Raw genomic sequence first — 12,003 nt, forward strand, 5'->3', positions numbered from 1 at the left:
CGACATCATCGCCCGCATCTCCGATATGCCGGTCTCGCGCCTGCACGAGTTGCTGCCGTGGGAATGGGACGGGGCCACGCCCCTGGTCAAGGTCGCTTGACCGCGGCCTCCAGCGAATGCTTACGAACAAGGAGACCATCGGAATAGACATCTCGAAAGACACGCTCGATGCGCATCGCCTGAGCACCGGCGCTGCAGCGCAATTCGCCAACTCCGCCGCTGGCTTGCGTGCGGTGCAGCGCTGGATCGGGGCGAAAAGCGCTTGTCCAGAGGGGAAAATTAGGCGATCTTGACCTCCGCCGACACGCCACATGGGGAATGTTGGCATGAGCGCATCGAGTTGAAGTGTTCGTCCGTTTTTTGACCATACATTCCCTGCATCTTTCGACACATTTAATCACATTAAGATAGAATAATCTCTATCTTGTGACAGGTGAGCTATCGTTTAAGGTTCTAAAATATCGATAAAGTTTATCTTGTGAGATTGTTAGAAATCCATCCCCACTTCATCAACCAAAGATACCCTCCTATTCCTTAGGATAGTTTGAGTTATAAGCCCCTAAGGGATTTTCTGTTTGAAAACCTTTTGTCTGAGGACAGGAGGGAAAAAGGTTTCATAATGCAGCGACTTGCTTTGGTTTTTTGCGTAGTGCTTTGTGCAGCTACGGGACCGCTTTTGGCGCTCGGCAGTAGTCTTGCACGGGACAGTGACAGGCTGGTGCTTGTGGTAAGCACACCTTTCGGACCGACAGTGGGGCAAATTATCGAACGCAGCGCCTTGGTAGAAGTTTACCCCGTCCGGGCCCCTTTTGGGGCATTTGTAATCCTATCTGACCCTGCGGACGCTGCAATACTACGCGCCGCAGGTGCGGTAATTCTTCTTTCTGGCGAAAGGATAATAGCACTATGCTCATGATCAACAGCCTGCGCCGCCAGCTTGGCGAATTGGATGAACGCAGCGTCCAGCAATGTGCAAATCTTGTGCTAACATTTGCGCCAGCGGTGGTCAGTCTGTTCATCGTCAACTCAGATGGGTGGTGGGTCTTTGCGGCACTTGGCGTGCTGATTGGAATCTTGGGGGCATTCTCGGCGTTGTTCGCTTCGGGATTGCGGGATTATGTTTTGAGCTTTTGTTTTGTTCTACACGGCGTTATCTTGACAGCCGCCTTCACGGGTCACCCGTGGCAGATCGACTCGCACATGGTATTCTTTGCCTTGCTCGCAGTTGTCGCTACGTTGGGTAGCGCAGGCGCGTTGCTTTTTGCGGCCAGTTTGATTGCAGTGCATCACCTATCCTTGGGCCTGTTGATGCCAGCACTTATCTTTCCAACGGGGGTGGAGTCAGACAACCTTGGACGGATCTTGTTCCACGCAGGTATCGTGTTGGCCGAAACTGCGGTTTTGTTGGTCAACATCATCAAGCGGGCAGATGCAGTAAGTGCAATTGCCGCTCGCCAGCAAGAGGCAGATGAACAAAGACTTGCTGCAGTCGCTTCCGAACAGGGAGCGGAAATCCAGCGCAAGAACGCAGCGCAAGTAGTTTTACTGTTGCAAGAACGACTCTCGTCGCTGGATGCAGGGCAACTGGACTGTCGGATCGAAGAAAAATTGCCAGCTGAATTCGAACCTCTACGCCAAAGCTTTAACTCCACTGTAGGGCGGTTGAACGACATCATCAGCCAAGTCAATGGCGTGGCAAGCCAGATGCGCAGCCGCGGCGAAGAGGTTGGGAACGCGTCGAAAGCCCTTGCACACCGAGCAGAAGCACAGGCTGCCACACTTGAAGAAACCGCTGCAGCAATTCAGGAGCTGACGACTGCGGTCGGCGAGGCAGCAATCAAGGCCGGAACAGCCAGTAAGACGGCAACAACTGTGCGGCAAGGCGCAGATGAAACAGGTGCGGTTGTTCAGGGGGCCGTCAACGCGATGACCATGATCGAACGATCTTCTGCCGAAATCTCCAAGATCATCTCGGTCATAGACGGTATCGCCTTTCAAACCAACCTCCTTGCCTTGAATGCGGGGGTTGAGGCGGCCCGCGCAGGTGAGGCAGGGCGAGGTTTTGCAGTCGTCGCAACAGAAGTGCGTGGATTGTCCAAACGTTGCGCTGACGCGGCAAGTGAAATCCGCGACCTGATTTCCGACAGCTCATCGCATGTGGCAGAAGGAGCCGATCTGGTAGGAAAGGCAGGACCGGCAATCTCGCGCGTCGTCACAGAGGTGGCTGAAATCTCAACCACCCTCGAGAGCATATCCATCGGCATGCAAGATCAATCCAGCAGCCTGAACGAGGTGAATAACGGTATGACAGGGTTGGATAAAGTCACCCAGCAAAACGCCAGTGTGGCCGATAAACTGATGCACGACGGGGCGCAACTCAACACATTGGCAATACAATTGTCAGAGTTAATGTCGCATTTCGACAAAGGCAACTGGGAACGACAAAAGCTGATCGCAGCTTAGCAACTGTATCTGTCAGGGCGTGGGAGCGGCCCATTTCTGACGGCTCCTGCACAACGCATTGGCGATGGTGACCAGGTTTCTCGCGACGGCGGTGATGATTGGTCTGATCGGACGCTGAGCAAACCCACCCCCAAAGGTTGCGCAAACATTGTGTAGCACCGTCTCTGCGCATTCGGAACAATATGTGCATTCGTAACTACAAATCCGTGCCTCATTCGAATCTGGCGGTAGATCTTTGTCACACCATTCGCAGTTTGGTCTAATTTCTAACATCGTCGTCCCTTTCAATGCGTTTTTGTATCACGCTGCATCACGACTGGAAGTGACTTCGAAAGGTTTAACACTTGGTGCGAACTTTCCGTCCAATGTGCTCGAGCTTCTCTCTCAAAAACCACCGTTGCTTGAACAGTTGGTAAAACCGGACCTTGGAGCACTTGCGGCGAAGGTCTGCAAAGATCGGATCTTACCAGTTCGCGACCAGCGCAGCGAAGGTCGGCTATCGCCTATTCGTACCACGGCCAGTTGGGCCGCTTTGAGCTGGGACCAGTCTACTGCACCTGCATCATCTCAGCCTGGTAGCAATGGCGGCCAAGGCATTTTTGTGGGCTTCGGCTAAGCCTCAAACATTGGAATAGAAATTGCCCACCACTCGCGAAACTATCCTCACCGCCCTGTACGCGCGGCTGCAGCCGCTTGCCGCCCTCACCCTGCGCGACGAGGTTCTGCCCGAACGCATCCCGTCTTCCGGACTTATCATCCTGCGCGATGGCCAGCCGGGTGAGCCGGAGGTGACGCTGTCACCTCTGCGCTATCACTACCAGCACCGCGCCGAGCTGGAGGTCGTCGTCCAGGCTAGCACCAGCCGGGCCAGCGCGTTCGACACCCTGATCGCTGCCATTGGCACAGCACTGGAAGCCGACCGCACGCTCGGTGGTCTCTGCGACTGGGTCGAACCCGAGGCCCCGGCCTCGGTTGACCTGCCCATCGAAGGTGCCGCGGCGCTGAAGGCTGCGTTGATCACTGTCGTGTTGCACTACACCACTACCGGCCCTCTGGCCTGACCACCCTGACATAAAGGAGACCCCCATGGCACGTGCGCAAGGCGCGCAGGCGCAGATGGCGCTTGCGTTCGAGACGACCTATGGAACGCCGCCTGCGAGCGGCTTCACCCGCATGCCCTTTGCCCGGGCAACTTTGGGGTCGGAACAGCCGCTGCTGAACTCCGAACTTCTGGGCTATGGCCGCGATCCGCTGCCCCCGATCAAGGACGCGGTGACCGCCGATGGAGATGTCGTCGTGCCGCTCGACGCCGAAGCCTTCGGGTTCTGGCTGAAGGCGGCTTTCGGCACGCCGACGACCACGGGCGCAGAAGCGCCGTACACCCACGAGTTCCAGTCGGGGTCGTGGACGCTGCCCAGCCTGTCGATCGAGACCGGCATGCCCGAGGTGCCGCGCTATGCGATGTATTCCGGGTGCGTTCTCGATCAGATCACCTGGCAGATGCAGCGATCTGGTCTGCTGACAGCAACTGCCCGGCTTGTCGCCCAAGGCGAAACCATCGCCGCCGCAACCGCGGCAGGCACGCCAACCGCACTGAGCCTGCAGCGCTTCGGCCATTTCAACGGCTCGGTAAAGCGCAATGGCACGGCGCTCGGCAATGTGGTCTCGGCCGAGATCACCTATTCCAACAACCTCGACCGGATCGAAACCATCCGGGGCGACGGACGCATTGACGGCGCTGACCCGAGCATGGCGGCGCTGACCGGCCGGATCGAGGTGCGCTTTGCCGACCAGACGCTGGTGACGCAGGCGATCAACGGTGAGGCTTGCGAGATGGAATTCGCCTACGTCCTGCCCTCGGGCGAAAGCTTCACCTTCACCGCCCATGCCGTCTATCTGCCCCGTCCGCGCATCGAGATCTCCGGACCGCAGGGCGTGCAGGCGAGCTTTGACTGGCAGGCCGCCCGCGACAGCGTCGTCGGCCGGATGTGCACCGCTGTTCTCGTCAACACCCTTGCAGGATATTGATCATGATCCGACTGAACCTGACCGCCACCCCCGAATGGCTGGACCTCGCCACCGGCCTGCGCTTGCTGGTCGCCCCACTGACCACCGCACTGATGGTCTCTGCACGCGCCGATCCCGCCATAGAGGATCTGCCGGAAGAGGCTGGCCAGGAGGACCTGGCGCTGGCCATGGCCAAATCCGTCGCCCGGCGCGCCGTACTGGATTGGGAGGGTGTCGGCGATGACGCGGGCAATATCATCCCTGTATCGCCCGAGGGCATCGACGCGCTGTTGGAAATCTGGCCGGTCTTCGAGGCATTCCAGACGCAATATGTCGCGCGCGGCCTGTTGCTGGATCAGGAAAAAAACGTCTCCGCGCCCTTGCCGACTGGTTCTTCGGCGAGGGCGAGCGGTACTGCGCAGCCTGCCAAACGGCTTGCGAAGACTGCCCCACAAGACTGAACCGGCCGCTGACCTATGAGGGTTGGCAGGTCTGGGATCTTGTCGGCCGCCTTGGTGGGCAATTGCGCGCCATCCCCGGTGCGGTGCTGGGTTGGGACATGGGTGCGGCGCTCGCACTGGCCCGCGCGCTGGGTGTCAACACCCTGATCGCCGCCGAACTGCTGCCCGAGATCGAGGCGGTGATGGTGCGCAAACTCAACGAACAGATGGAAGAAGACCGCGATGGCTGAAAAGCGTGTGTCTGTCCGCCTTGTGGCGGAGGGCGGCCGACAGGTGCGCGCCGAACTGGAAGGCATCGGCGAAGCCGGCGCCCGGGGCTTTGGCCGCCTGTCGCGCGAGATGGATATGGCCAATGCGCGCCTGGCGGCCTTTGCTCGCCGCGCCACGCTCGCGGCCGCAGCCACCACCGCCGCGCTGGCGGCCGCCGGTGTGGCGATGATCCGCTCCGGCCTGCAGACGGTGGATGCGCAGGCGAAGCTCGCTCAGTCGCTGGGGACCACCGTCGCCTCGATCCAGGCGCTGGAACGGGCGGGTGAGCTGGCGGGCGTGTCGATGTCTGGCATCGAACAGGCCACCAAGGATCTGACGCGACGCCTCAGCCAGGCGGCGGCCGGGACTGGTCCCGCCGCTGATGCGCTGGACCGGCTGGGGCTGTCGGCCAACGAGCTGATTGCGCTGCCACTGGATCAGCGCGTCGGTGCGATCAACGCGGCCATCGAGAGCTTCGTGCCCGCTGCCGAGCGCGCAGCCGTGGCAGGTCAGCTCTTCGGCGAGGAAGGCTCCATCGCCATGAGCCGGATCGACACGGCGACGCTGCGCCAGGCAACGGAGGACGTCCTCGCATTTGGTGTCGTGGTCTCCGAGCAGGACGCCGACCAGATCGAGCGCACGAACGATGCCATCTCACGGCTCGGGTTGATCTGGCGTGGGCTGTCGAACCAGCTCGCCGTCGCTGCGGCACCCGCACTGGAGGCCGTCGCAGACGCCATGGCAGCGGTCGCCAGCAGAACCGGCCCGCTCGGCATCGCGATAGGGGCGCTCTTCGACAATCTCGGTCGCCTGACCACCTATGCCCTCACCTTCGCAGGCATCATGGCCGGGCGCTGGGTGGCGGGCATGGCCGCTGCGGCGCTGTCGGTGCGTGGTCTGGCCACGGCGCTGGTCGTCCTGCGCGGGGCGCTGATCCGCACCGGTATTGGAGCGCTGATCGTGGGTGCGGGCGAGCTGGTCTATCAGTTCTCGGAACTGGTTTCCCGAGTCGGCGGCGTGGGCGAAGCGTTCCGACTTCTGGGTGATCTGGCCAAAGAGGTCTGGTCGCGCATGGGTCTGTCGCTCGACGCGGCCTTCGCCCACATGGCGGCTGGCTGGGAGGGGCTGAAAGCAGCAGGGCTTGCGGCGTTGGAAGGGACCATTGCGGGCGTCGTCAGCTTTGGCGATCGGACAGCAGCCATCTTCCAGGGAACCTATGATGCCGCTGTCGCCATCTGGGGCAACCTGCCCGGTGCCATCGGCGACTTTGCGTTTCAGGCGGCGAACGGGCTGATCTCCGGGGTCGAGGCGATGCTGAACGGCGTGGTCACCCGCATCAACACGTTCATCAACGGCTTGAACGCAGCACTTGCCCTGCTTCCCGACTGGGCAACGGGCGAAGGTGGGGTACGGATCGGCACGCTCGACCCGGTGGGACTGAGCCGGATCGGCAACCCCTTCGAGGGGGCCGCGACCGCAGCAGGTGCGGCGGCAGCCGACGCTTTCTCTGCTGCCTTGTCGCGTACCTATCTGGAACCGCCCGACCTCGGCCTCGGCGCGATGGCCGAGGATGCGCGCGCCCGGGCAGACGGCTACGCGCAAGCCGCAGGCATGCTGGCCGATGCCGCAGGCAGACCGCTGGCCAGCTGGCAGGCGCTGCGCGAGGCCATGACCGGCACTGGAGCAGACGCTGAAGCAGCGCTGGTCGGGGCCGCAGCAGCAGCCGCAACGCTGGGTGACGCGCTTGACGACACTGGCGGAGCCGCAGGTCGCGCCGGGGCGGCTGGTCGCACTGCCGGGGCGGCAACCGCAGAGGGCGCTGACACCGCCCTGACCGGCTGGGCCGCCGTCACCGCGACGCTTGCCGACTATGCGGCCAAAGCCCGTGATATTGGTGGTGATATCGGGAGCACGCTGGTCGGGGCATTCCAGAGCGCCGAGATGGCCGTGGGTAACTTCGTCAAAACCGGCAAGCTCGACTTCCGCGATCTGGTGACATCGATGATCGCCGATCTCGCCAAACTGGCGGCGCGCCGGTTCATCCTGGGGCCGATTGCCAATGCGCTTTCAGGCGTGCTGGGCAGCGCAGGCGGCATATTCGCCGACATCCTGCATGCGGGCGGCATGGTCGGATCGCCGGGTCCGGGCCGGATGGTTCCCGCCTTTGCTTTCGCCAAAGCGCCGCGAATGCATGCCGGTGGTTGGGCGGGACTTCGTCCTGACGAGGTGCCCGCGATCCTGCAGCGCGGCGAACGCGTGCTGTCGCGGCGGGAGGCGCAGAGCTACGGCGCGGGCGGCGGGGTCAACGTCACCATCATGGCGCGTGACGCCGAAAGCTTCCGGCAGTCCCGCACGCAGATCGCGGCCGACATCGCGCGCGCTGTCTCGCTCGGGCGGAGGGGCATGTGATGGCGTTTCACGAGGTCCGGTTTCCCGACAACATCAGCCGGGGTGCGCGCGGCGGGCCTGAGCGCCGCACGCAGATCGTCGAGCTTGCCTCGGGCGACGAGGAGCGCAATGCCAGCTGGGCCAACTCGCGCCGCCGCTACGATGTGGCCTACGGCATCCGCCGCGCCGACGATCTGGCGGCGGTGGTTGCCTTTTTCGAAGCGCGCAATGGCCGCCTGCACGGCTTCCGGTTCAAGGACTGGGGCGATTACAAATCCACCCTGCCGTCGCAGGCTGTGGCCCCGACCGATCAGATCATTGGCACCGGCGACGACGCGACAACCGCGTTCCAGCTGGTGAAGCTCTACGCCTCCGGGGCGCAATCCTGGACGCGCGCGATCGCCAAACCGGTCGCGGGCACCGTGCGCATCGCGCTCGGCAGCGTTGAGCAACTCTCAGGCTGGTCCGTCGAAACGACCACCGGCGTGGTGGCCTTCGCCACTGCGCCCGCCGAGGCCGTCGCGATCACCGCGGGTTTCGAGTTCGACGTGCCGGTCCGCTTCGACACGGATGCGCTCGACGTGACGATGGACCTCGAGCGGCTCGGCTCGATCACTTCCATTCCGCTTCTGGAACTGCGCCGATGAAGACCCTCGATCCCGCCCTGCAAGCCCTTCTCGACGAGGGCACAACGACGCTCGCGTGGTGTTGGCGGATCACGCGCGCCGCTGGCGTCACCTTCGGCTTCACCGATCACGACCGGACGCTCACCTTCGATGGTACGGAGTTCGAGCCCGAGAGCGGGCTCACGGCGTCGGAGGTGCGCTCGGGCTCGGACCTGTCGGTTGACGCGCAGGAGGCGGAAGGCGTGCTGACCTCGGACCGGATCACCGAGACCGACATCCTGGACGGCCGATGGGACAACGCCGAGGTCGAGGTCTGGCGGGTGAACTGGGCCGACCCGGGCCAGCGCGTGCTGATGCGGCGCGGGGCCATCGGCCAGATAAGGCGCGGGCGGCTGGCCTTCGTCGCGGAGGTCCGTTCGCTCGCCCATGTGCTGGGCCAGACGGTCGGGCGGACGTTCCAGACGGCCTGCGATGCGGCGCTTGGCGACGCGCGCTGCGGCGTCGATCTCGAGGATCCCGCCTTCAAGGGCACCGGCGCGGTCATCGATCTCCTGCGCGACCGGGCCTTCACCGCCTCGGGGCTTGGCGGCTTCACCTCAGGCTGGTTCACCTTTGGCACGCTGGACTGGACGAGCGGCGCGAATACAGGGCGGCGCACCGAGGTGCTGGGCCATGACGTGACCGACGGCATCGCGGTGCTGACGCTGTTGGAACCGCCAGTGCGGTCCATTGCCGAAAGTGATGCCTTCACCATCCGTGCGGGCTGCGACAAGCGGATCGAGACCTGTGGCGCGAAGTTCGCGAACACCGCCAACTTTCGCGGTTTCCCGCACATCCCCGGCCAGGACGCCGTCCTCCGCTACGCCACGAAGGACGGCGGCCACGAGGGTGGCGTGCTGTGACCTCTGCCGATCCGGACAGGGTGATCGCAGCGGCGCGCTCCTGGCTCGGCACGCCGTATCATGATCAGGCGAGCCTGAGCGGCGCCGGCTGCGATTGCCTCGGGCTGGCGCGCGGGGTCTGGCGCGAGGTGGTCGGCCCCGAGCCGTTCCCGATCCCGGCCTACAGCCGCGACTGGGGCGAGACCGGGTCGCGCGAGGTTCTGGCCGAGGGCGCGCGCGCCATGATGATCGAAGTGCCGCTCGCCGAGGCCGGACCCGGCGCGCTGGTGCTCTTCCGCATGAAGCCCCGCGCCATTGCCAAGCATGTCGGGATCCTGACCGGGCCCAACAGCTTTATCCACGCCCACGAGCGGCTCGGAGTGATCGAGGAGCCGCTCACCCCATCCTGGCAGCGGCGCATCGCCTTCGCCTTCCTGTTCCCGCTGAATGAAGTTGAAGGCTGACTGCCGTACAGCCCGAAGTTTCGTCCTATCTGCCCGAAACGGTGGCCCTACAAAGTCGGCCCTGAGCAGACCGATATTCACCTCGCAGCGAACGCCGGTTCAGCACTCTCCCTATTCATGATCGCGTTTTTGGCCGTAGCGGGTGATGAAGGTCGCTTGGCGCGGTGTTCAGTTCCGGGCACGCAACCCGCGGTTCAGGAACAGGATTGACAGCGCCGTTGTCCAGATCATCGTGGCGCCGATGGCGATCTTTTCGATCACGCCGTCGTAATCGGTTGGAGTCAATTTGAATGCAATGGCGAAAACTGCAAACATCGTTGCCGAAATCACGAAAAGAACCGTGTAGGTTCGGCTGACCCGGTTCACGCCACGCGCCATTGCAAGCGGCCCCGCGATATAGAGCGGGAATAGCGCGAAGGTCAGCTTGGTGTGCACGGTCATGTTGCCAAGATTTGCATCATCGGCCTGAAGGTTATCCCAGATGCCAACCAGCGTGACAATCAGCGCCAGCAAGGCGAGGCAAAACACGCCGACCGTCCAGCCGCCCCGTCCCAGATGGGCATGCGCGGCCCCTATGGACAGGGCCAGAAGACCGGCTGCGTTCATGTAGAACCCGGTATCCATGATGGTCTTGAGGCGGCCCTGCCCAAGTTCGCTTATCGTCTCGGCGAGCAGCTGGTGCCCGGTCAGCCAGATCGCAATGACCATGGCGACGATGGGAGCGATCTGGCCAAGGAGTCCAGCGACGCCTGCCAAAATCAGCAATTCAGGGCGCTCTTCGGCCACGACCCGACTTTTTTCCGTAGTCTCGTCCGTCACCGCTGGCTTCCTTTCCCGTCATGCTGCCAACATTTGATCAAGCAGGTAGGTTCCACTTCAGAAAGCGATCTTTGACTGGGTTTTGTGGCGTTCCGGCCGTCATGTTGGTTCCAAAGAAAGGCGTCTTGGCAGACGTCCATTCGCCGAAACCCACTTTCATAAGGGCGATTAGAGCAAAGACCGCGACGAGTGCCGCCCGTGCAATCTATTCTTACCGCGCGTCCAGCACCTTCTCTCCGTCTATCCTTCAACCTTTGCCCTCGAGGTTCCCTCATGGCCACCCTCGTTCTCGGCGCTGCCGGCGCTGCCCTTGGCGGCAGCATCGGCGGCGCGATCCTTGGTGTGAGCGCCGCGACCATTGGTGGCTTTGTCGGCTCCACCGTCGGTTCGGTTGTCGACAGCTGGATCATCTCGTCGCTGGCGCCGACCCAGCGCATCGAGGGCGCGCGGCTCGACAGCCTGCGCATCACCTCGGCCACCGAGGGCGCTGTCGTCCCGCGCCTTTACGGCCGGATGCGGATGGGCGGCAATATCATCTGGGCCACGGATTTCCGCGAAGACACCAGCACCACGACCCAAGGCGGCGGCAAGACCGGCGGCGGCAAGGTCAAGACCACCGAGTATCTGTACTACGCCAGTTTTGCGGTCGCCTTGTGCGAAGGCCCGATCACCGGCATCGGCCGCATCTGGGCTGACGGCAAGCCGATGGACCTCTCCGGCGTCACCTGGCGCTGGTATCCCGGCGACGAGGCGCAGTCACCCGATCCGTTCATCGCCGCGAAGATGGGTGCGGCCAGCACGCCGGCCTATCGCGGCACGGCGTACGTGGTCTTCGAGGAACTGGCGCTTTCCACCTACGGCAACCGCCTGCCGCAGTTGTCCTTCGAGGTGTTCCAGCCGCTCGCCGATCCCGACACCGCCGAGGGGCTGACCCGCGCGGTCACCATGATCCCCGCCTCCGGCGAGTTCACCTATGCAACGACAGCCATCCGCAAGGGCGCGCCGGGCGCGCAGGTGCCCGAGAACCTGAACGCGCTGGCCGACGCCACCGACATGGTGGAGGCGCTGGACCGGATGCAGGCGATGGCCCCCAAGGTCGAGAGCATCAGCCTCGTCGTCGCCTGGTTCGGCGACGATCTGCGCGCGGGATCGTGCAAGGTGCAGCCCGGGGTCGAGGTCCCGGAGAAGACCACCGACCCGTTGACCTGGAGCGTGAACGGTGTCGTACGCGCGGACGCACATCTGGTCAGTCGCGATGCACTGGACCGCCCGGTCTATGGCGGCACGCCGTCCGACTTCGCCGTGGTTCAGGCCATCCAGGAGATGAAGGCGCGCGGTCTGCGCGTGACCTTCTACCCCTTCCTCCTGATGGACGTGCCGCCCGGCAACAGCCTGCCGAACCCGTATTCCGACAACGCCGCTGCGACCGGCCAGCCTGCCTTCCCGTGGCGGGGGCGGATCACCTGTTCGCCTGCAGCGGGGTTCGCTGGATCGGTGGACAAGACCGCCACGGCCGCCGCGCAGGTTGCCGCCCTGTTCGGGGGTGCCAGCCCCTCGGACTTCACCATCGCCGAGGAGGCTGTCAGCTGGACCGGCACGGCAGAGGACTGGGGCCTGCGCCGCATGGTGCTGCACTACGCCCATC

General features: G+C 63.3%; 11 protein-coding genes and 1 pseudogene. 10 read left to right on the top strand and 2 right to left on the bottom strand.

Annotation, left to right across the window (positions count from 1 at the left end):
• Positions 1-906: 906 nt before the first annotated feature.
• On the top strand, positions 907-2,463 hold the full coding sequence (locus tag IEV82_RS22915; RefSeq protein WP_188484413.1) for a methyl-accepting chemotaxis protein: 1,557 nt from the start codon (positions 907-909) through the stop codon (positions 2,461-2,463).
• 12 nt (positions 2,464-2,475) lie between these two features.
• Here the strand turns inward: IEV82_RS22915 and IEV82_RS22920 are convergent, their stop codons facing one another.
• The gene (locus IEV82_RS22920; RefSeq protein WP_188484414.1) at positions 2,476-2,736 is read right to left on the bottom strand and encodes a DUF1272 domain-containing protein; all 261 of its coding nucleotides are present in this window, start codon (positions 2,734-2,736) and stop codon (positions 2,476-2,478) included.
• A gap of 365 nt (positions 2,737-3,101) precedes the next feature.
• Here IEV82_RS22920 and IEV82_RS22925 point away from each other — a divergent pair, with 365 nt between their 5' ends.
• The 8 genes from IEV82_RS22925 (at position 3,102) to IEV82_RS22960 (ending at position 9,539) form a co-directional block, all read left to right on the top strand.
• Complete coding sequence (locus IEV82_RS22925) at positions 3,102-3,524, top strand: acyl-CoA transferase (protein ID WP_188484415.1); 423 nt, start codon at positions 3,102-3,104, stop codon at positions 3,522-3,524.
• A 25-nt stretch (positions 3,525-3,549) separates the two neighbouring features.
• On the top strand, positions 3,550-4,491 hold the full coding sequence (locus tag IEV82_RS22930) for a phage tail tube protein (RefSeq protein ID WP_188484416.1): 942 nt from the start codon (positions 3,550-3,552) through the stop codon (positions 4,489-4,491).
• Positions 4,492-4,493: 2 nt separating this feature from the next.
• Entirely contained in the window at positions 4,494-4,931 is a 438-nt protein-coding gene (locus IEV82_RS22935) for a phage-derived protein YdaY family protein (protein ID WP_188484417.1), read from the top strand.
• 62 nt (positions 4,932-4,993) lie between these two features.
• Positions 4,994-5,161, top strand: a complete 168-nt coding sequence (locus tag IEV82_RS22940) for a DUF7697 family protein (RefSeq protein ID WP_229747994.1) — start codon at positions 4,994-4,996, stop codon at positions 5,159-5,161.
• Entirely contained in the window at positions 5,154-7,589 is a 2,436-nt protein-coding gene (locus IEV82_RS22945; RefSeq protein WP_188484418.1) for a phage tail tape measure C-terminal domain-containing protein, read from the top strand. The genes IEV82_RS22940 and IEV82_RS22945 overlap by 8 nt, the downstream gene beginning before the upstream one ends.
• Positions 7,589-8,215, top strand: a complete 627-nt coding sequence (locus IEV82_RS22950; protein WP_188484419.1) for a DUF2460 domain-containing protein — start codon at positions 7,589-7,591, stop codon at positions 8,213-8,215. The genes IEV82_RS22945 and IEV82_RS22950 overlap by 1 nt, the downstream gene beginning before the upstream one ends.
• The gene (locus tag IEV82_RS22955; protein WP_188484420.1) at positions 8,212-9,096 is read left to right on the top strand and encodes a phage/gene transfer agent baseplate hub protein; all 885 of its coding nucleotides are present in this window, start codon (positions 8,212-8,214) and stop codon (positions 9,094-9,096) included. The genes IEV82_RS22950 and IEV82_RS22955 overlap by 4 nt, the downstream gene beginning before the upstream one ends.
• Positions 9,093-9,539: an NlpC/P60 family protein gene (locus IEV82_RS22960; RefSeq protein ID WP_188484421.1), complete on the top strand. Its 447-nt coding sequence runs from the start codon at positions 9,093-9,095 to the stop codon at positions 9,537-9,539. Before IEV82_RS22955 ends, IEV82_RS22960 begins: the two co-directional genes overlap by 4 nt.
• 168 nt (positions 9,540-9,707) lie before the next feature.
• Here IEV82_RS22960 and IEV82_RS22965 read toward each other — a convergent pair whose 3' ends face one another.
• Entirely contained in the window at positions 9,708-10,358 is a 651-nt protein-coding gene (locus tag IEV82_RS22965; protein WP_188484422.1) for a DUF998 domain-containing protein, read from the bottom strand.
• A 273-nt stretch (positions 10,359-10,631) separates the two neighbouring features.
• On the opposite strand from IEV82_RS22965, the pseudogene IEV82_RS22970 reads away from it, so the two are divergent.
• Positions 10,632-12,003 (top strand): annotated as a pseudogene (locus IEV82_RS22970) (baseplate multidomain protein megatron); the annotation flags it as partial.

It is taken from the genome of Marivita lacus (assembly GCF_014637725.1).
In the GTDB taxonomy this organism is placed as follows: domain Bacteria; phylum Pseudomonadota; class Alphaproteobacteria; order Rhodobacterales; family Rhodobacteraceae; genus Marivita; species Marivita lacus.